Origin of the sequence: Bordetella genomosp. 11 (genome assembly GCF_002261215.1) — a bacterium.
Classification (GTDB): Bacteria; Pseudomonadota; Gammaproteobacteria; order Burkholderiales; family Burkholderiaceae_B; genus Bordetella_C.
This window is the reverse complement of record NZ_NEVS01000004.1, coordinates 4020921-4040300: the sequence shown is the minus strand read 5'-3', so window position 1 is coordinate 4040300 and position 19380 is coordinate 4020921. Positions and strand designations below refer to the sequence as shown.

The window sequence follows — 19380 nt, the reverse complement described above, 5'->3', positions numbered from 1 at the left end:
GGAAAAGCCTGGTTGACTGTTTATGCCGGCCGGTAGGCCTTCACAAGAGGCGATCCCCCGCCCGGCACGAGCGATCCAAGACAAACGGAGACTGCATGAATGCCCCCCTTACGCCGGCGCAGCGCGCCGCGCTCGATTCGGTCCAGCTGGACGACAAATACTCCCTCGAAACCGGCCGTGCCTGGATGAGCGGCATCCACGCCCTGGTGCGTCTGCCCATGATGCAGCGCACGCGCGATGCACGCGCCGGCCTGAACACGGCGGGGTTTATTTCCGGCTATCGCGGCTCGCCCCTGGGGGGCGTGGACCTGAACATGTGGAAGGCGGCCAAATACCTGAAGGCCCACCACGTGGTATTCCAGCCGGGCGTGAACGAAGACCTTGCCGCCACCGCCGTATGGGGATCGCAGCAGGTAAACCTGTATCCGGGGGCGCGCTACGACGGCGTATTCGGCATGTGGTACGGCAAGGGCCCCGGCGTGGACCGTTGCGGCGATGTATTCAAGCATGCCAACGCCGCAGGTACCTCGCGCCACGGCGGCGTGCTGGTGGTGGCCGGCGACGATCATCCGGCGAAGTCGTCCACGCTGCCGCACCAAAGCGATCATTTGCTCAAGGCCTGCCTGATCCCGGTGCTGTTCCCCTCCACGGTGCAGGAAGTCCTGGATTACGGCCTGCATGGCTGGGCCATGAGCCGCTACGCGGGCGTCTGGGTGGGCATGAAGTGCATTACCGACATCGTCGAGGTTTCGGCGTCGGTCGAAGTCGACGCGGACCGCGTGGGCATCGTGTTACCGCACGACTTCCAGATGCCGGCGGACGGCCTGAATATCCGGCTGCCCGATACGCCGCTGGAACAGGAAGCGCGCCTGCTGGACTTCAAGCTGTATGCGGCGCTTGCCTATGCCCGGGCCAACGGCCTGAACCGCGAACTCTGGCATGTGCCGCAGGAATCGGCCCGTTTCGGCATCATGACATCGGGCAAGGCATACCTGGATACGCGCCAGGCGCTGGCCGACCTGGGGCTGGACGACGAGACGTGCCGCCGCATCGGCGTGCGCCTGTTCAAGGTCGGCATGGTGTGGCCGCTGGAAGCCACCGGCATGCAGCGCTTCGCCGAAGGCCTGGACGAGATCCTGGTGGTCGAGGAAAAGCGCCAGGTGCTGGAGTACCAGCTGAAAGAAGAACTGTTCGGCTGGATCGGCAGCGGCAAGAAGATTCCGCGCGTGGTCGGCAAGTTCGACGATAAGGACGGCGGCGAATGGGCGGTGCCGCAAGGCAACTGGCTGTTGCCGGCCCACTACGAGTTTTCGCCGGCCATCGTGGCGAAAGCGATCGGCACGCGCCTGTTGAAGTTCGAGCTGCCCGCCGACGTGCGCGCCGGCATCGAGGCCCGCCTGGCCTTCATCGATGCGCGCGAACGCGCCCTGTCGCGGCCGCGCGTGGTGGCCGAGCGCAAGCCCTGGTTCTGTTCTGGCTGCCCGCATAACACCTCCACGCGCCTGCCGGAGGGTTCGCGCGGCATGGCCGGCATCGGTTGCCATTACATGGTTCGCTGGATGGACCGCAACACGGATCTCTTCACCCACATGGGCGGCGAGGGCGTGCCGTGGGTGGGCCATGCGCCGTTCACGGATGAAAAACACGTGTTCGCCAATCTGGGCGATGGCACCTACTATCATTCCGGCCTGCTTGCCATCCGCGCCGCGGTCGCCGCCAAGACACCCATCACGTACAAGATCCTGTTCAACGATGCGGTCGCCATGACGGGGGGGCAGCCGGTGGACGGGCCGATCAGCGTACCGATGATCACGCGCCAGCTGGCCGCCGAGGGCATCGAGAAAATCGTCGTGGTGACGGACGAGCCGGAGAAGTACAAGAACATGAGCGGCATGGCGCCGGGCGTGCCGGTCCTGCACCGCAACGAATTGGATAGCGTCCAGCGCGAACTGCGCGACTATCCCGGCGTGTCCATCCTGATCTACGACCAGACCTGCGCGACGGAAAAGCGCCGGCGGCGCAAGCACAACGCCTATCCCGATCCGGCGCGGCGTGTGGTCATCAACGAACGCGTGTGCGAAGGCTGCGGCGATTGTTCGGACAAGTCCAATTGCCTGTCGGTGGAACCCCTGGAAACCGAATTCGGCCGCAAGCGCACGATCAACCAGTCCAGCTGCAACAAGGATTTCTCGTGCCTGAACGGCTTCTGCCCCAGTTTCGTGACGGTGGAAGGCGGCAAGCTGCGCAAGCCCAAGGGCGTAGGCGCCCAGGAAGCCATCGACGCGGCTTTGCCGGAGCCGGAGCAACCGGCTCTCGATCGCCCGTATGGCGTGTTCATCGCGGGCGTGGGCGGTACGGGCGTGGTGACCATCGGGCAGTTGCTGGGCATGGCCGCGCATCTGGAGGGCAAGGGCTGTTCGGTGCTGGACATGGCGGGCCTGGCGCAGAAAGGCGGCGCGGTGCATTCGCACGTCATCCTGGCCCAGTCGCCGGGTCATCTGCTTAACACGCGCGTGGCGATGGGCGAGGCCGACCTGGTGCTGGCCGGAGACCTTGTCGTGGCCAGCAGCCGCGACGCGCTCGCGCGCATGCGGCCGGAACGCACGCGGCTGCTGCTCAATAGCGATGTGGCGCCCACCGCCGCTTTCATTTCCAATCCGGACTGGCGCCTGCCGTCCGATAGCCTGCAGCGCGATATCGATGGCGCATGCATGCCGGGGCAGGTGGATACGGTCGATGCCGCCGAACTGGCCGTGGGTCTGCTGGGCGACGCCATCTACGCCAATCCCTTGATGATGGGCTATGCCTACCAAAAGGGCTGGATTCCGCTGGCGCGCGAGACGCTATTGCGCGCGATAGAGCTGAATGGCCAGCAGGTCGAAAACAATAAGGCGGCCTTCGCGTGGGGCAGGCGTGCCGCCCAGGACCTGGCAGCGGTCCAGCGCTTGATCGCGCCGGCCGGCGACCCGGCCGACGATGCCGGCGCCACGGGCGCGGAAATTATCGAGATCCGCCGCGGCGCCGCCCTGGCCGGCGGCGATGGCGGCCAGGCTCGACGCTGGCCAGCGGATCTTGCTTCGCTGGTCGGCCGGCGCGAGCGTTTCCTGGCCGACTACCAGAACAAGACCTACGCGCGCCGCTATGCCGATTTCGTCGAGCAGGTCGCGACGGCCGAACTGGCCGCCACCGGGACCACGCGCCTGGCCCAGGCCGTCGCGCGAAACTACTTCAAGCTAATGGCGTACAAGGACGAATACGAGGTGGCCCGCCTGTACAGCGATGGGGTTTTCCTGCGCCGCATCGCCGAACAATTCGAAGGCGACTGGAAGCTGAACTTCCATCTGGCGCCGCCGGCCTTTTCACGCCGCGATGCCCAAGGCCATTTGGTCAAACGTTCCTTCGGGCCGTGGATGATGAAAGCCTTCGGCATCCTGAGCAAGGCGCGCTTCCTGCGCGGCACGCCGCTCGATCCCTTTGGATACACCAAGGAGCGGCGTACGGAACGGGCGCTGGTGGCCGAGTATCGCGACACCATCGCGGCGCTATTGCCTCGTCTTGGCCGCGGCAACCTGGATATCGCCGTGGCGCTCGCCAGCCTGCCCGAAGAGATCCGCGGCTATGGCCATATCAAGGACGCGGCGATCGATAAGGCGCGCGCGCGGCGGTCGGCGTTGTTGCAGCGCCTGGAGGGCGGCGCGCATGCGAATGCCGGAGGCACCGCCCGCGCCGCATAGCGGTTCCCCCTATTCCCGATTCAAGCGACGCGCCCTGCGCGTCGTTTTTTTTGCCGTTTGCCCGCATCGCCGCCGCGGCATGGCATGTGAACCGGGGTGCCCTCGCGGTGCACGGTGCGCGGGACGGGCGGCGCCGTGCCGCATGCGCGACGTGGGGCTGCGCTCGACAGCGCAAATGCCCGACACAAAAGATTATGGTCGCGGACTCGCTTCGCGTACGTGGTGTGACCACAATGGCTGCGACTGGATGGACGGCGCTTTACTGTCTTGTCATCACAGAAGCAGGATCCAGAGAGGCGCTTACTGCTCTGGATGTTCTCACAGCACTTGCCAGGCGTTCGATTTGCAATCCGCCTGACAGAACCGGGAGTTAAAGATGGCTGATCTTCAATACGGCGAGACGTTCCAGTTGGCGTGTGCCGGCAATGAGGTCTCGCTTGCCGCGCCACCCAACGGGGGCTACCTTGCGTTGGACGGAAGTGAGATGGCGATCACGACCGCAACGCCACTGGCATTCTGGAAACTGGAATCCGCGGACGGCAAAAAGGGCGGTGTGTCGGTCGGGGACGCGGTCAGGATTGTGAGTGCGGGCCCGAATCCTCCTTACAAGTCCGCGCTTGCGCTGAAGTGCGGGGCAGCAGTCAACACACAGGCTTCCGGCGCCAATCTATCGTCGAAGGAGGACGACACGATATGGTATGTCGCCATGTGTTCTGTGCCGGGTAGTACCGTCCCGGAAGAATCCTATATCGTCTTGTGCAACAAAGTGGGATGGGAGGGGGTCGGTGCGGTCACCGGCAATTTCCTCAATGTGTGGTACCCGACCGGCATGGTACCGCCCGGTACGACCTATGACGGCGTGAATGTCATCATGAAGGTTTACACGCGCTATCCGCTGGATACCGCTCAGGGCGGGAACACATGGTGGCAGGTCATTAAAGCGGCCGCGCCGTCGCATTCCCCGTCGCCCGCGCCGTCGCATTCCCCGTCGCCCGCGCCATCGCACTCGCCGTCTCCTTCCCCCGCGTTAACGACCGGGAAGAAGTGCTGCTTCGATATTCCGGCCCATACAGACTTCACTGTTGCCTTCACCAACGAGGAAAAGTGGACCAGGACGGTAACGGTGTACATCGACGGGAAGGCCAGCAATATCCCAGTGCCGGTCGGCCATAGCACGGGGTCGAAGGGCTTTGTCTCAGGCGCGGGGACCGCCGCCCATAAAGGCAAGAGCACGGTCTGCATCGAGGTCGAGGACAGCCAGTCGGGGCAGATGCTGTTGGGCTGGCAACCGCCCGTGACCGCGGGCGACAGCAAGTCCGTTCACATCGGCGCGGAAAAGGATTATCCGTCGGGTGGCAATGGCGCGCCGGAAACCCGCTTCAACGACGTGGTGGTCACGGTGTCCTGGGTGGTAAGCCAACCGGCCGGCTCGGCCGGCTAAGTAGCTGAGCAGGCCGTAGCCTCGTGGCTACGGCCTGGCACTTTGCGGAGGACAAGTGCGATATGGGAGGGGGAATGGACGCGGTGAACGCTGAGGCGGCTGCCGAAGTGCGTGGCGATGTGATGGACGGTATCGGTGCCATGGCGTGGTCTGGTTGTCCGGAGCCGGCGCTAGGCCTTTCCCCCCAGCGTATCCACGTGGGGGATCGTGAAGTCCGCGTGTTGTTTGCCATGCGCGATCCCCGCATCGTTCTGTTCGCGGATTTTCTTTCCGACGAAGAGTGCGATGCCCTGATTGAGGCGGCACGGCCCCGGTTGCGGCAATCCACCGTGGTCGATAACGAAACCGGTGGCGACAGTGTGCTCGCCAACGTGCGGACCAGCGACGGGATGTTCTTCCATCCGGGCGAAAACGAACTCGTACGCCGTATCGAGACGCGCATCGCACATATGGTGAACTGGCCCGTGGAACGCGGGGAAGGCATGCAGGTGCTTCATTACCGCGTCGGCGCGGAATACCGGCCTCATTTCGATTTCTTCCCGCCGGATGCCCGGGGGACGCCGGTGATACTCCAGCGCGGCGGGCAACGTCTCGCCAGTGTATTGATGTATCTGAACGAGCCAACGTGCGGTGGCGGTACCACTTTTCCAGAGATCGGCGTGACCGTGGGCGCACAGCGTGGGCAGGCATTGTTCTTCAGCTACGCCGACCCGCATCGGGACACCAAGACCTTGCATGGCGGCCAGCCGGTAATCGCCGGCGAAAAATGGCTGGCGACGAAATGGCTGAGGCAGGGCACATTCACGTGAGCGCGCATCGGGTCTTCGTGCAGATCGGATGGCGGCGCGGATGCGAATGCCGGAGGTGCCGCGCGGCATCGTGCGCACAATGGCCGCGACAGGGGCTAAGCCGGCGCGGCAAGCGTCACGCGGCGGCTTCTTCCGCGTATGAACGTAATGGCATCCGGGGAAGCGCATCTTCCTGCGGGCAACTCAAATTCATCTGCCAAGGCGATTCCGGTTTTGGAATTTTGCATGGCAGGACCGGGAGCTCAAGATGAGTGATCTTCAATATGGCGATACTTTCCAGCTGCAAGGCCTCGGCGATCAGCCGGCTACCAATCTGCCACCTGCCGGCGGATATCTTGCGTTCGATGGGACGGGGAACGCGGTAACGACCGCAAGTCCGGTGGCAACCTGGAAATTCGAATCCTGGGACGGCAAGAAAACAGGCAACGTGATGGTGGGAGACACCGTCAGGATCGTGGGCGTCGCGCCGAAATCCGTTGCCGGGAAGGAGCTTCAGTGCGTGAGGGAATCCAACGCACAAGCACATTCCGGCGCCGGCCCGACGAAAGATTCGAGCTTGACATGGGTCATCTACGGTGTGTCCGGGCCGAGTATCCCACTTGGATACACACCGCAGGTCATCCCCACGGCGAATGCCTTTGTTGCTTTATCCAGCAGTCTTGCGGGAACGCCGGTCCCTCTGGGGACGCAAGATGCCATTGGCGAGTTCCTGTGTATCCAAGGGAGCGCCGCCGGTGTTATCCAGGGCGGGATGTATATGGCCTACACGCGGCAACACTTGAATGCAGGCGTAGGCGGCGACACTTGGTGGAAAATCGCCGACGTCCAACGGGCTTCGTCATCACATTCTCCCTCGCCGTCGCATTCTCCTTCGCCGGCACCGTCACATTCTCCCTCGCCCGCACCGTCGCACTCGCCGTCTCCTTCCTCCGGGGTGACGACCGGGAAGAAGTGCTGCTTCGATATTCCGGCCCATACGAACTTCACCGTTGCATTCACCAACGAGGAAAATTGGACCCGGACGGTAACGGTGTACATCGACGGGAAGGCCACCACTATTCCCGTCCCGGTCGGCCACAGCGCGGGATCTAAGACCTTTGTCTCGGGACCGGGGACCGCCGCCCAGAAAGGCAAGAGCATGATCTGCGTCGAGATCGAGGATAGCCAGTCGGGCCAGATGATGTTGGGCTGGCAACCGCCCGCGGTCGTCGGCGACAGCGAATCCATCCACATCGGCGCGGAAAAGGATTATCCGTCGGGTGGGAATGGCGCGCCGGAAACCCGCTTCAACGACGTGGTGGTCACGGTGTCCTGGGTGGTAAGCCAACCGGCCGGCTCGGCCGGCTAAGTAGCTGAGCAGGCCGTAGCCTTGTGGCTACGGCCTGCACTTTGCGGAGGACGAGCGCGATATGGCCGACCCGCATCGGGACACGCAAGAACGTGCGTGGCGGCCAGCCGGTAATCGCGGGCGACAAATGGCTGGCGACAAATGGCTGGCGACGAAATGGCTGAGGCAAGGCACGTTCACGTGAGCGCGCAGCGGGTCTTCGTGCAGATCGCGAGCTATCGCGATCCGCAATTGATACCCACCCTGGCAGACTTGATCGAGCAAGCGGCGCAACCCGGCACGTTACGTGTCGTGGTCTGCTGGCAGCATGCCAGGGAGGAAACCCTGGATGCGTTCTTCGCCAGCGGATTTGTCGGTGCCGGTATCGACGCCGGCGGGGAACATCCCGTACACCGGCTGGGGCGCGCAGGCGCCATCATCGAACTCATCGATGTGCCGCAGCTGCAATCGCAAGGCGCCTGCTGGGCGCGCCACCTGATCCAGCAACGCTACCGCGGCGAAGAATATACATTGCAGCTGGATTCGCATCATCGCTTCGTTCCTCGCTGGGACGCCATATTGATCGAGATGCTGGAATCCCTGCGGACGGAAAGTCCCAAGCCCGTGTTGACGACCTACCTGCCGGCTTTCGACGCACGGAATGACCCCGACAGCAGGGTAGCGCTTCCCGCGGTATTGACGTTCTGCGAGTTCGACTACGACGGCATCCTCCTGCTTTCCGGCAGGTACGTCGCCGAATCCGAGCATGCGCGTCCCATCCCCGTCGCTTTCTACAGCGCGCACTTCGCGTTCGCGGACGGCGCGTTCGCGCGGGAGGTGCGGCATGATCCCAAGCTGTTTTTCTACGGCGAAGAGATCTCCATCGCGGCGCGCGCCTACACGCGCGGCTATGATTTCTATGCGCCGCATCGCCTGGTTTCCTGGCACCAGTATGGGTGCGAAGGCCGTGTGACCATCTGGCAGGACCATACGGAAGAGGCTAAAGCCAAGGGCGAGGTCGAGTGCGCCTGGGCAGAGCGGAACGACAGCGCACGCCTGCGCGTGCGGCGTCTCTTGGGCATAGACGGAACGCCTGCGGAGGACATCGATTTTGGCCCCTATGGGCTGGGTGCTGTCCGCAGCCTTGCCGATTACGAGCGGTACGCGGGCATATGCTTCGCGCGGCGCCTGGTACACGAAGCCACCCTAGACGGACGCTTGCCGCCCCGGGGCGATGCGACGCAGGACGACGATGTTTGGCGCGCCTGGCCGCGCCGCGCGTCCGATGCCTGATCCGCCGTCCCGGCCGTTTGTGCGGGGCTTGATCGTCCTTCGCCGGACCACGCGCGCGAGACGTGATCGGCAATGCCGGCGCGGTGACGTTTTGTGCGTCGAAGTTACGGGTGCCGCGCGGTCGCGCCCAGGGGTTCGGCGTTAGGCTGGCATCATCGGTGTAGTTCCAGTCAACCTGCGCGCGCCAACCTGATCACCGTAGCGCGCGTGCATTCCGTCAAAGCGTGAGGTATGGCAATGAGCAACAGCAACCCAGGCAAAGAATGCGATTTCACCGTGCCGGCGGACAGGCCGCTGTACATCTCCGTCCATAACGAGGAAAAGTGGAAGCGGACCGTCAAGGTCATCATCGACCGGAAGGAAACGCAGCAGATAGAGGTGGCCCCCGGGGGCATCCAGGGCAGTGTGCTTCGCCCTGCGCAAGGCGCCAAAAGCGGGGATACCCGCAGCGTGCAGGTGCAGATGTACGACAGCCAGATGGGGCAGATGCAGCTGAGCTGGATTCCTACCCAGACCATGGGCCACGGCAAGTATGTGAATATCGGCGCGGAGAAGAACTATCCTTCCGGCGGCAGCACTCCGCCGGAATCGGGCTTCAACGATGCCACCCTCACGGTGTACTGGAGCACGGTGGCGCCGTCCGGCGCCGCGAGCTGAGGCCCCGAGGATAGCCGCGGCGGGGCCGCCGCTTCAGGGAGTGGCGGCGCGCCGCGCCGTGCGGCCGGGCATGTTGAAAAGCTCCAGGCGGGGCTTGGCCGCGGTTTTTTCCTTCAGTGTCTGCACGACGGCGACTTCGCGCTTCGCGATGATCTCCGTGGCCCGGGTCTTGGTGGTCATCTTGCGTACCATGACGCGGCCATCGTGGGGAAAGAAACTGATGCGGCGCGCGTAGACATCGCCCAGGTCCTTGGCCAGCACGGGGATGTTTTCCATCGCCAGGTAATTCAATACGAACTGGCCATTGCGCTCGCCGATGTTCATCTGCTGCATCGCCTCCAGCACCGCGCCGCCGCCAAAGACCTTGGCCTGCAGCCGCTCGCGCGCGGCGCCCGCCTTCAGGACTTCGTTGATCAATACTTCCATGGCGAAGGCGCCATAGCGCATGGTGGCCGAGGCGGGCGACTGGCTGTCGCCTTCCGGCAACATGAAGTGGTTCATCCCACCCACGCCGGTTTGCGGGTCGCGGATACAGGCGGCCACGCAGGATCCGAGCACGGTGGTGATCATCAGGTCGTCGCCTGTGACGTAGTACTCATTGGGCAGCACTTTGACTGCCTGATAGTTGAAGGCACTATCAAAATAGTGGCGCGTCGCGCGGGCGTCACGGGCAGACATGGCGGGGCAGGTTTCTAGAGAGCGATAGGGCGGAGTGCCGATATTACTAAATTTGTCTGAAAGTTCAGCTTTATTTCTGTCTTTGTGAAGATATCCGCCACGGAAGGGTCTCCCACGCGGGGGCCGGCAGGGGGGCACGCCGGCCACCGTTCCACTATTCCACGGAAGCGGCTGCCCGATTTGGTCGATTAAGCGGGCTAAAAGCGGGTACTGCGGGTGACTGACCAGCGCGCGGACAACGCCGCCAGCACGGCAGCCCCCACCACGGCCACGGCCAGCCATGGGGTTTCCGGCAGATGTAGGGCGAAATCGGCCCCGTAGCTGTGCGCCAACGTCGCCAGGGCGTCGTTCAAAGGCGTCAGCGCCAGTACCGCGATCAGTATGCCCAGCAGCGAGGCCAGGGCCCCGGAGAGCGCGCCCAGGTAAAGGAAGGGACGGCGGACGAAGGATTCGGTCGCCCCCACCAGGCGCGCCACCGCGATCTCTTCGCGTTGCGTCAGCGCCTGCATCCGCACCGTGTTGAAAACCGTCGCCAGGACGACGACGGCCACGCAGGCGGCCAGGAATACCAGGCCGATGCGCCCGAACCGCAGCAAGGCTTCCATGCGCTGGACCCAGTCGCTGTCCAGCTGTACCTGGTCGACCTGGTCCAGGGCTTTCCAGGCCTGCGCCAGGCGGGCCGCCCGTCCCGCGAGATCGTCGCCGTCGCGCAGGGTGGCGACGACCGCGTCGGGCAGCGGATTGCCGGGCAGCACGGCCAGGGCCTCGGCCCAGCTGGGATTGCGCCGCAGGGCGGCCAGGGCCGCATCCCGGCCCACGGTGCGGACGTCGCGCACCTGGTCGCTGTAATCCTTGCGGATGCGGTCCGCCACCGCCTGGGCCGCTCCGTCCGGAGCGCCCACTTTCATGAAAACGGTCAGTTCCGGGGTGACCGACAGCTGGCGGGCGACCGGCTGGACCGACACCAGGATCGCCGCGCCCAGCACGGGCAGCGCCAGCGCCAGCGACATGACCATCAGGTTGGCCAGCGAGGAGAACGGTTGGGCCAGCATGCGCCGCAGGGTGATGCCCAGGGCATAGCGATGTTGCCGCAGCCATGCGTTCATGCTTGCCCCTCCTTGGACAGATCGGCGAAGCGGCCCGGTTCGATGCGCAGGACGCGCTGGGCGTAATGCGCCATCAATTCCTGGTCGTGGGAGGCGATCAGCGTCGTGACGCCGACCCGGTTGAAGTCGCGAAACACGTTCATGATGCGTAGCGCGCTTTCGTGGTCCAGGTTGGCGGTCGGTTCGTCGGCGATCAGGATGGCGGGGCGATTGACGATGGCGCGCGCGATGGCCAGGCGCTGCTGTTCGCCGCCCGACAGTTCGATGGGGTTCAGGGTTTCCTTGCCGGACAGGCCCACTTTGTCGAGGGCGGCGCGGGCGCGGGCGGCGGCCGAGTCCCAGGGCTGGCCGATCACCGCCAGCGGCAGCATGACGTTTTCGAAGGCATTGCGGTCATAGAGCAGGTGCGTGTCCTGCAGGATGACGCCGACCGCGCGCCGCAGGTAAGGGCGCGCGCGCTGCGGCAGCTTGTCCAGCCGCTGTCCGTTCACCTGGATGGAACCCCGGCTGGGCGGCTCCAGCCCGCCGATCAGTTTCAGCAGGGTGGATTTGCCGGCGCCCGACGGCCCCGATACGAAAACGAACTCGCCCGCGGTGATGCGGAAGTTGATGTCGGCCAGGATGTTGCGGCCGCGTCCATACGATTTGAAAACGTGCTGGAATTCGATCATGGCGGATAGGCGGATGAAGCCGCAATAGTACCGTGTGCGGCGCGGCGCCACCCGCGCGGCATCTCGCGCGCGCCGTCAGGGCGCGAGATGATGCGTCCCTTATATAAACGGCAAGGGCCGCAGGGATTTCCCCCATGTCCCTGGTTTTTACGCGGGGCTACCATGCGCCGCAGTAAAGGCGATGCGCGCACTGCGGGCGCGAGGCTCCTGCCAGGGTGGGCAGCCCCCCAAGGTGCGCCCTTGCCCCCGACTTCGATCCACTTCGCAATGGAGACCACCATGAAGACCTGGAAAACGGCCGCGCTGGGCGCCGCCTTGCTGGCCCTGTGCGGTGCGGCCCACGCCGGCGCGACCTTCGACAACGTCAAGAAAAAGGGTTTCGTCCAGTGCGGCGTCTCGACCGGCGTGCCGGGCTTTTCCGCCGCCGACAGCAAGGGGGAATGGAAGGGACTGGATGTGGATATGTGCCGCGCCATCGCGGCAACCATGTTCAACGATGCGAGCAAGTTCAAGGTCACGCCGTTGAATACCCAGCAGCGCTTCACCGCGCTGCAGTCCGGCGAGATCGATGTCCTGACGCGCAACACGACGGAAACCCTGACGCGCGACACGACCCTCGGCCTGATCGGCACCGGCGTCAATTATTACGACAGCCAGGGCGTGATGGTTTCCAAGGAGCTGGGGGTCAAGAGCGCCAAGGAGTTGAACGGCGCGACGGTGTGCGTGCAACCCGGCACCACCACCGAACTGAACCTGGCCGATTGGTTCCGCTCCAACAAGATCGACTTCAAGCCGGTCGTCATCGAAAAATACGATGAGATCGTGCGGGCGTTTTCGTCCGGTCGCTGCGATGCCTTCACTACCGACAAGTCGCAGCTTGCCTCCACGCGTACCACGCTGGAGAACCCGGACAAGTACATCATCCTGCCGGAGGACTTCTCCAAGGAGCCGCTCGGCCCCATGGTGCGTCAGGACGATGTCCAGTGGTTCAACGTGGTGCGCTGGGCCCTGAACGCCATGCTGGAAGCCGAGGAATACGGCGTCAAGTCGGATAACGTCGAGGCGATGCTGAAAAGCACCAATCCCAATGTGCAGCGCATCCTGGGCGTGACGCCGGGCATGGGCAAGAACCTGGGCGTGGACGACAAATGGGCCTACAACATCATCAAGCAGGTCGGCAATTACGGTGAAAGCTTCGAACGCAATCTCGGGCAGGACAGCCCGATGAAGCTGCCTCGCGGCCTGAACGCCCAATGGAAGCAGGGCGGCCTGATGTACGGTTGGCCCATCCGTTGATCATCCGTGAGTCGGGCGCGCGCGCGGGTCGGCGCCGCGCCGCATTTCGCCGCGTGGCATGGTGTATGGTGGTGACATGACCCCCGCTCCGAAATCCCCTCCGACTGCGGCACCTGTCCGCAAGCTGTCCTGGAACGATCCGGGGGTGCGCGCCATCGTGTACCAGGTCATCGCCGTGTCGGCCGTGGCCTGGCTCGTGTGGTTCCTCGTATCGAATACGCTGAACAATCTCTCGTCGCGCCATATTTCGACCGGCTTCGGCTTCCTGGGGCGGGAGGCCGGTTTTGCCATCGGCGAGACGCCGATCTCCTACACGCCGGCCGATACCTACGGCCGGGCCATCGTCGTGGGGCTGATCAACACCTTGCGCGCGGCGGTGATCGGGATCGTGCTGGCGACTCTCATCGGCACGCTGATCGGTATCGCGCGCCTGTCGCGCAATTGGCTGATCGCCAAGCTGGCGTCGATCTACGTCGAAGTCATGCGCAATATTCCGCTGCTGCTGCAGCTGTTCTTCTGGTATGCGCTGATCACCGAAAACATGCCGGGTCCGCGCCAGGCGCATCAGCCGCTGCCCGGGGTCTTTCTTTCCAATCGCGGGTTGAAACTGCCGACGCTGCAGGGCGATGCCCTGGACTGGGTGCTCGGCGGCCTGGGGCTGGCGATCGTCGCCATCCTGTTGCTGGCGCATTGGGGCAATAAGCGGCGCGAAGCGACGGGCCGCATTTTCCCGCTGGCGCGCTGGGCGCTGGCGCTTCTGATCCTGTTGCCGGTGCTGGGATGGCTGATCAGCGGCGCGTCGCTCAAGCTGGACGTCCCCGTGTTGCGCGGTTTCAATTTCTCCGGCGGCATGACCCTGTCTCCGGAATTCGCGGCGCTGCTGGCGGGACTGGTCAGCTATACGGCGGCTTTCGTCGCCGAAGTCGTGCGGTCGGGCGTGCAGGCGGTGAACATCGGCCAATGGGAAGCCGCCGGTTCGCTGGGACTGCGCCGCGGCCTGGTGCTGCGGCTGGTGGTCCTGCCGCAGGCGCTGCGCGTCATCATCCCGCCGATGACCAGCCAATACCTGAACCTGACCAAGAATAGTTCGCTGGCGGTCGCGATCGGCTACCCCGATATCGTATCCGTCGTGAATACCACCTTGAACCAGACCGGCCAGGCCATCGAAGGCATCCTGATCATCATGGGCGCCTATCTGACCGTCAGCCTGTCGATTTCCGTCCTGATGAACTGGTACAACAAGCGCATCGCGCTGGTGGAGCGCTAGATGAACGCGTCCGGCCAGCCGCCCCGCCAGGAAGACGTCGATCCGCGCAGCCTGCCGCTGTCCTCGATCGACGGATTGCCGTCACCGGTCCCCGGCGGGCCGGCCGGCGCGGCCTCGCCCGCCGTGGATGCCTTGCCGCCGCCGGCAAGCCAGACCGGCCCGATAGGCTGGCTGCGATCGCGGCTGTTTTCCTCGCCCCTGAACATCCTGCTGACGGTACTGATCGCCTGGTTCCTGCTGCTGGCCGTCCCGGCGCTGTTGGAATGGCTGCTGGTCAAGGCGAACTTCTCGGCGACCACCGCGCAGGAGTGCCGCGCGTCCGGTGGCGCCTGCTGGGCCTTCATCCGGGAAAAGCACCGGCTGATTCTGTTCGGCACCTATCCTTACGATGAGCAGTGGCGTCCGCTGCTGGCCACCATCGTCCTGATCGCGATCATTATCTGTAGCGGCATCCGGCGTTTCTGGACGCCGATGCTGGGCGTGTGGTGGGTCGTCAGCCTGGCGGTGGTGGCGCTGCTGATGTGGGGCGGCGTGTTCGGCCTGACCTACGTGGAAAACGAGCGCTGGGGCGGCCTGCCGCTGACGCTGATACTCGCCACTTTCGGTATCGCCTTCGCGTTTCCGTTCGGCGTGTTGCTGGCGCTGGGGCGGCGCTCGCGCCTGCCCGCCATCAAGGCGCTGTGCGTGGTGTACATCGAACTGATACGGGGCGTGCCGCTGATCAGCCTGCTGTTCATGTCCTCGGTCATGCTGCCGCTATTCCTGCCGGAAGGCTTTTCCATCGACAAGCTGCTGCGTGCCCAGATCGCCATCATCATGTTCGCCGCGGCCTATATCGCGGAGACCGTGCGCGGCGGCCTGCAGGCGATCCCGAAGGGCCAGTACGAAGGCGCGGCTTCGCTGGGCCTGACCTACTGGCAGCAGATGCGCAAGATCATCCTGCCGCAGGCATTGCGCATCGTGATCCCGCCGCTGGTGAGCATTTTCATTTCGCTGTTCAAGGATACGTCGCTGGTGGTCATCATCGGCATCTTCGACCTGACGCTGGCGGCCAAGGCTGCGCTGTCCGACGCCGCCTGGCGCGGATTCGGCGTCGAGGCCTATCTGTTCATCGCATTCATCTACTTTATTTTCTGCTTCTCGATGTCCAAGTACAGCCAGGCGCTGGAGCGCAGGCTGGCCCAGGGTTATCAACGATAGGACCGCGAACCGCCCGGATCGAAGTCCGGAGCGGCGCCGGAGGCAAGGGAGCGCCCGCATGGCCGACGCTATTATCCGTATGCAGGATGTGAACAAGTGGTACGGCCAGTTCCACGTCCTGCGCAATATCAACCTGGACGTCGCGCCGGGCGAACGCATCGTCATTTGCGGTCCATCCGGGTCGGGCAAATCGACCCTGATCCGTTGCATCAACCGGCTGGAAGAACATCAACAGGGCCATATCGTTGTCAGCGGCACCGAGCTCACCAACGACCTCAAGCATATCGAAATCATCCGCCGCGAAGTCGGCATGGTCTTCCAGCATTTCAATCTGTTCCCGCACCTGACCGTCCTGGAGAACCTGACCCTGGGGCCCATGTGGGTGCTGAAGAAACCGCGCGCCGAGGCGGAAGCCACCGCGCTGAAGTTCCTGGAGCGCGTGCGCATCCCGGAGCAGGCCAACAAGTTTCCCGGCCAGTTGTCCGGCGGCCAGCAGCAGCGTGTGGCGATCGCCCGTTCGCTGTGCATGAACCCGAAGATCATGCTGTTCGACGAGCCGACTTCCGCGCTGGACCCGGAGATGGTCAAGGAAGTGCTGGACGTGATGGTCAAGCTGGCCGAGGAAAGCGGCGTGACCATGCTATGCGTGACCCACGAGATGGGTTTTGCCCGCAAGGTCGCCGATCGCGTGATCTTCATGGATCGCGGCGAGATCATCGAGCAGAACACGCCGGACGAATTCTTCGATCATCCGCAAAACGAGCGGACGAAACTCTTCCTTAGCCAGATCCTGCACTGACCCGTCCGGGGCGCATGCCGGTGGCGGTGGCGAAGGCCGCGACAGCGCCGCACGCCAACGCCGTCGGGCGCCTGGCGGTGCAAGCGCGCCAGACGCTAGCGCGCGCTGGCCTGCCGGGCGCGCTGGCGATGCGCGGCGACCTTGGCGCGATTGCCACACACGGCGGTGCTGCACCATCTGCGGCGGTGGCCGCGCGTGTGATCGGCGAACAGCAGGGTGCAACGGGCGCCCTCGCAGTGCTTCACGTACGTGAAATCCTCGCTGGCGACGAAGCGCGCGAGCGCCTCGCCGATGGGCAACAGCAGCGATTCCGGCGAACGCCAGCGGCGCGTGACCTGTAACCGCAACGCGCCGGTCGCGTCGGCGGGCGAAGCGGCCGGCGTGTCCGCGGTGGCGGCGTCCGCATCGTCCGTCCCGGCCGCCGCAAGGCTGCCAACGACCACCTGCGTATAGCTTTCGTCGCGCTCCAGCAGACGATTCAGCGGTTGCAGCGCCTGCAGGGCGTCCTGCGTAAGCGGGCGGCCCATGTGTTGCCGTACGAACTCCCTGAACCATTCCCGTAAGGCCCGGGCCTGGGCGGCGACGCCGTCCAGTTCGCCCGGCATGGCGCGCGCGCGCAGCGCCGCGAGCTCGCCGGACGGTACCAGGCCGGCCTGTTCCAGCCACGCAAGCAATCCTTCCCCGCTATCGATCCAGTCGATTGTCGTATCGACCGGCGTGGCGATCGAGTTCAGGAAATCCAGGGCCGTCGCGTCGGCGATGAAGATCGCCGGCGGGTGGTTGTGCTCGTGCATTCGTGTGTCCTTTGCCGCCTTGGATGGCGGCCGGATGCGGTAACTCATTAAAAAGCTGTTGACAGGTTATCATCCTCGCAAGTAACCTTGCAACAGCTCGCAGATAGGTTACATTGAGTTGGGTCAGAGAAGCAGGCCGGAAGGGTGGGCATAGCGCCTTTCTGCTCGGATTTCCCGGCTGGTACACACAGATTTCAGTTGCCTGGGAAGGCGCTGGATGTGCCGGGCCCGCTGGCGGATCCGTCAGGGAACGCCCCGTGGAATCCGATGGATGATTTTGATTATGTAACTTATTAAAAATAGTTAGATAGGTTTCAAATTCGCCGGCAAGCCGGCACGACCGTTCCGCAATCCATAGACCGAAGGAAAATGCCATGACGACGACTTATCGCCGCACCCAGGCCGGTGGCCTGAATGTGTTCTATCGCGAGGCGGGCACGCCGGGCGCGCCCAAGCTGCTGCTGCTGCACGGCTTCCCCACGTCCAGCCATATGTTCCGCGACCTGATTCCTTTACTGGCGAGGGATTTCCACATCGTCGCGCCCGATCTGCCGGGCTTCGGCCAGACCGACATGCCGTCGCGCGAGGTCTTCGATTACACCTTCGACAACTTCGCGCGTGTGATCGAAGCCTTCACCGAGGCGGTCGGCTTCGATCGCTATGCGATGTACGTATTCGACTATGGCGCACCGACGGGCTTTCGCCTCGCGCTGCGCCACCCGGAACGCATCCGCGCCATCATCACGCAGAACGGCAACGCGTATGAAGAAGGCTTGAGCGAAGGCTGGAATCCGATCCAGGCGTACTGGCGCGATCCTTCGCCGCAGAATCGCCAGGCCTTGCGCGCGCTGCTGGCACCGGAAACCACGCTGTGGCAATACACGCACGGCGTCGCCGATCCGGCCGCGGTATCGCCGGATGGCTATAGCCTGGACGATCATTACCTCGCGCGGCCGGGCGCCGACGAAATCCAGCTGGACATCTTTGGCGATTACAAGACCAACGTCGCCCTGTATCCCGAATTCCAGGCGTACTTCCGCCGTCACCAGCCGCCGCTGCTGGCGGTGTGGGGCAGGAACGACCCCTTCTTCCTGCCGCCTGGCGCCGAGGCCTTCAAGCGCGACATCCCGGCGGCCACGGTGCGGTTTTTCGATACGGGGCACTTCGCCCTCGAAACGCACGCCGGCGAGATCGCCGGCGAGATCCGCGCCTTCCTGCATTCCCTCGCGTGAAAAGGACCGGCCGTCGTCGACGGCCGGCGTGGACTTATTCCCGCGGGGCCGGGCAGGCCGGCCGCTGGGACCTTCATGATCGGAGATCAACAATGCGTGCAATCGTTCTCGAAAAATTCGGCGGGCTGGACAGTCTCGTCTATCAGGACATCCCGGAACCCGAGCCCAAAGACGGCCATGTGGTCATCGAGATCAAGGCCTTCGGCATCAACCATGCGGAAATGCATATGCGGCGCGGCGAATGGGCCGAGGCCGCGTCCGTCAGCGGCATCGAATGCGTGGGTGTGGTGAAGTCCTGCCCCGGCGGGGAATTCCCGGTGGGGGCGAAGGTGGCGGCATTGATGGGCGGCCTGGGCCGCACCATCAACGGCAGCTATGCCGAGTACACACGGGCGCCCGTCTCCAACGTCGCGCTGATCGACGCCGACCTGCCGTGGGACGTGCTGGCCGCAATCCCGGAAACCTATGCAACCGCGTGGACCTGCCTGTTTCGCAACCTGGATCTGCGGGACGGCCAGACGCTCGTGATACGCGGCGCGACCTCGGCCTTCGGCCAGGCCGCGGTGAAGCTGGCGGTCAATGCGGGCGCGCGCGTCATCGCGACGACGCGCAATCCCCAGCGCTTCGAGATGCTGCGGGCGCTGGGCGCCGAGCGGGTCGAACAGGAAGGACCGGACCTGTCCAGGCGCATCGCCGAAGCCGGGCAGCTGGACGCGGTGCTGGACCTGGTGGGCAACAGCACCATCCTGGATTCCCTGGCGATGCTGCGACGCGGTGGCAAGGCGTGCCTGGCGGGTTGGCTGGGTGGCCTGGCGCCCATCGCGGATTTCAATCCCCTGCTGCAAATGGCCAGCGGCGTGTACCTGACGTTCTTCGGCAGTTTCGTGTTCGGCACGCCGGGATTCCCGCTGTCGGATGTGCCCTTGCGGGACATCGCCAGGGATGTGGCGGCGGGGCGCCTGCAAGTGCGGCCGTCGCGCGTATTCGGCTTCGAGGAAATCCATGAGGCCCATCGGGTGATGGAAGCCAATGAAGCCGTGGGAAAGATGGTTGTGGTCCACCGTTAGAGCGAGTCT

Annotated in this window: 16 protein-coding genes; 12 read left to right on the top strand and 4 right to left on the bottom strand. The window is 64.4% G+C overall.

The annotated features are described in order from the left end of the window. The first annotated feature begins 95 nt into the window (after nucleotides 1-95). The 6 genes from CAL28_RS25760 to CAL28_RS25735 all read left to right on the top strand — a co-directional run bounded on the left by CAL28_RS25760 (nucleotide 96) and on the right by CAL28_RS25735 (nucleotide 9261). Nucleotides 96-3734: an indolepyruvate ferredoxin oxidoreductase family protein gene (locus CAL28_RS25760; RefSeq protein WP_094843949.1), complete on the top strand. Its 3639-nt coding sequence runs from the start codon at nucleotides 96-98 to the stop codon at nucleotides 3732-3734. A 376-nt stretch (nucleotides 3735-4110) separates the two neighbouring features. Next, nucleotides 4111-5175 (top strand): fucose-binding lectin II, encoded by a 1065-nt coding sequence (locus CAL28_RS25755; RefSeq protein WP_141218249.1) that lies wholly within the window; start codon nucleotides 4111-4113, stop codon nucleotides 5173-5175. A gap of 74 nt (nucleotides 5176-5249) precedes the next feature. Continuing rightward, nucleotides 5250-5984, top strand: coding sequence for a 2OG-Fe(II) oxygenase (locus CAL28_RS25750; protein ID WP_440588414.1), 735 nt, complete (start codon nucleotides 5250-5252; stop codon nucleotides 5982-5984). Between the two features lie 247 nt (nucleotides 5985-6231). Further along, nucleotides 6232-7332 (top strand): fucose-binding lectin II, encoded by a 1101-nt coding sequence (locus CAL28_RS25745; RefSeq protein WP_094843946.1) that lies wholly within the window; start codon nucleotides 6232-6234, stop codon nucleotides 7330-7332. A 156-nt stretch (nucleotides 7333-7488) separates the two neighbouring features. After that, on the top strand, nucleotides 7489-8604 hold the full coding sequence (locus CAL28_RS25740; protein ID WP_176464109.1) for a GlcNAc-transferase family protein: 1116 nt from the start codon (nucleotides 7489-7491) through the stop codon (nucleotides 8602-8604). 237 nt (nucleotides 8605-8841) lie between these two features. Next, nucleotides 8842-9261, top strand: coding sequence for a hypothetical protein (locus CAL28_RS25735; protein ID WP_094843944.1), 420 nt, complete (start codon nucleotides 8842-8844; stop codon nucleotides 9259-9261). 33 nt (nucleotides 9262-9294) lie between these two features. On the opposite strand, the gene cheD is transcribed toward CAL28_RS25735, so the two are convergent. The 3 genes from cheD to CAL28_RS25720 all read right to left on the bottom strand — a co-directional run bounded on the left by cheD (nucleotide 9295) and on the right by CAL28_RS25720 (nucleotide 11716). Beyond that, on the bottom strand, nucleotides 9295-9939 hold the full coding sequence (gene cheD / locus CAL28_RS25730) for a chemoreceptor glutamine deamidase CheD (protein WP_094843943.1): 645 nt from the start codon (nucleotides 9937-9939) through the stop codon (nucleotides 9295-9297). Nucleotides 9940-10136: 197 nt separating this feature from the next. Then, complete coding sequence (locus CAL28_RS25725) at nucleotides 10137-11045, bottom strand: cell division protein FtsX (RefSeq protein WP_094843942.1); 909 nt, start codon at nucleotides 11043-11045, stop codon at nucleotides 10137-10139. After that, nucleotides 11042-11716 carry a cell division ATP-binding protein FtsE gene (locus CAL28_RS25720; RefSeq protein WP_094844869.1) on the bottom strand — a complete coding sequence of 225 codons (675 nt, stop codon included), beginning with the start codon at nucleotides 11714-11716 and terminating at the stop codon, nucleotides 11042-11044. Before CAL28_RS25720 ends, CAL28_RS25725 begins: the two co-directional genes overlap by 4 nt. Nucleotides 11717-11995: 279 nt before the next feature. Between CAL28_RS25720 and CAL28_RS25715 the strand changes: the two genes are divergently transcribed. The 4 genes from CAL28_RS25715 (at nucleotide 11996) to CAL28_RS25700 (ending at nucleotide 16278) form a co-directional block, all read left to right on the top strand. Further along, nucleotides 11996-13012: an amino acid ABC transporter substrate-binding protein gene (locus CAL28_RS25715; RefSeq protein ID WP_094843941.1), complete on the top strand. Its 1017-nt coding sequence runs from the start codon at nucleotides 11996-11998 to the stop codon at nucleotides 13010-13012. A gap of 76 nt (nucleotides 13013-13088) precedes the next feature. Continuing rightward, entirely contained in the window at nucleotides 13089-14279 is a 1191-nt protein-coding gene (locus tag CAL28_RS25710; protein WP_094843940.1) for an amino acid ABC transporter permease, read from the top strand. Next, on the top strand, nucleotides 14280-15479 hold the full coding sequence (locus tag CAL28_RS25705) for an amino acid ABC transporter permease (protein WP_094843939.1): 1200 nt from the start codon (nucleotides 14280-14282) through the stop codon (nucleotides 15477-15479). A gap of 58 nt (nucleotides 15480-15537) precedes the next feature. Continuing rightward, nucleotides 15538-16278 (top strand): amino acid ABC transporter ATP-binding protein, encoded by a 741-nt coding sequence (locus tag CAL28_RS25700; protein WP_094843938.1) that lies wholly within the window; start codon nucleotides 15538-15540, stop codon nucleotides 16276-16278. A 95-nt stretch (nucleotides 16279-16373) separates the two neighbouring features. On the opposite strand, the gene CAL28_RS25695 is transcribed toward CAL28_RS25700, so the two are convergent. Then, nucleotides 16374-17072: a CGNR zinc finger domain-containing protein gene (locus CAL28_RS25695; RefSeq protein ID WP_094843937.1), complete on the bottom strand. Its 699-nt coding sequence runs from the start codon at nucleotides 17070-17072 to the stop codon at nucleotides 16374-16376. A 374-nt stretch (nucleotides 17073-17446) separates the two neighbouring features. On the opposite strand from CAL28_RS25695, the gene CAL28_RS25690 reads away from it, so the two are divergent. Beyond that, nucleotides 17447-18304, top strand: a complete 858-nt coding sequence (locus CAL28_RS25690; RefSeq protein ID WP_094843936.1) for an alpha/beta fold hydrolase — start codon at nucleotides 17447-17449, stop codon at nucleotides 18302-18304. Between the two features lie 92 nt (nucleotides 18305-18396). Beyond that, nucleotides 18397-19371 carry a zinc-binding alcohol dehydrogenase family protein gene (locus CAL28_RS25685; RefSeq protein ID WP_094843935.1) on the top strand — a complete coding sequence of 325 codons (975 nt, stop codon included), beginning with the start codon at nucleotides 18397-18399 and terminating at the stop codon, nucleotides 19369-19371. Nucleotides 19372-19380: the final 9 nt, after the last annotated feature.

Coding starts and splice junctions, on each gene's coding strand:
- CAL28_RS25685 (WP_094843935.1), top strand. CDS start 18,397: ATGCGTGCAATCGTTCTCGAAAAATTCGGCGGGCTGGACAGTCTCGTC.
- CAL28_RS25715 (WP_094843941.1), top strand. CDS start 11,996: ATGAAGACCTGGAAAACGGCCGCGCTGGGCGCCGCCTTGCTGGCCCTG.
- CAL28_RS25710 (WP_094843940.1), top strand. CDS start 13,089: ATGACCCCCGCTCCGAAATCCCCTCCGACTGCGGCACCTGTCCGCAAG.
- CAL28_RS25705 (WP_094843939.1), top strand. CDS start 14,280: ATGAACGCGTCCGGCCAGCCGCCCCGCCAGGAAGACGTCGATCCGCGC.
- CAL28_RS25700 (WP_094843938.1), top strand. CDS start 15,538: ATGGCCGACGCTATTATCCGTATGCAGGATGTGAACAAGTGGTACGGC.
- CAL28_RS25695 (WP_094843937.1), bottom strand. CDS start 17,072: ATGCACGAGCACAACCACCCGCCGGCGATCTTCATCGCCGACGCGACG.
- cheD (WP_094843943.1), bottom strand. CDS start 9,939: ATGTCTGCCCGTGACGCCCGCGCGACGCGCCACTATTTTGATAGTGCC.
- CAL28_RS25735 (WP_094843944.1), top strand. CDS start 8,842: ATGAGCAACAGCAACCCAGGCAAAGAATGCGATTTCACCGTGCCGGCG.
- CAL28_RS25750 (WP_440588414.1), top strand. CDS start 5,250: ATGGACGCGGTGAACGCTGAGGCGGCTGCCGAAGTGCGTGGCGATGTG.
- CAL28_RS25720 (WP_094844869.1), bottom strand. CDS start 11,716: ATGATCGAATTCCAGCACGTTTTCAAATCGTATGGACGCGGCCGCAAC.
- CAL28_RS25745 (WP_094843946.1), top strand. CDS start 6,232: ATGAGTGATCTTCAATATGGCGATACTTTCCAGCTGCAAGGCCTCGGC.
- CAL28_RS25740 (WP_176464109.1), top strand. CDS start 7,489: ATGGCTGAGGCAAGGCACGTTCACGTGAGCGCGCAGCGGGTCTTCGTG.
- CAL28_RS25725 (WP_094843942.1), bottom strand. CDS start 11,045: ATGAACGCATGGCTGCGGCAACATCGCTATGCCCTGGGCATCACCCTG.
- CAL28_RS25755 (WP_141218249.1), top strand. CDS start 4,111: ATGGCTGATCTTCAATACGGCGAGACGTTCCAGTTGGCGTGTGCCGGC.
- CAL28_RS25690 (WP_094843936.1), top strand. CDS start 17,447: ATGACGACGACTTATCGCCGCACCCAGGCCGGTGGCCTGAATGTGTTC.
- CAL28_RS25760 (WP_094843949.1), top strand. CDS start 96: ATGAATGCCCCCCTTACGCCGGCGCAGCGCGCCGCGCTCGATTCGGTC.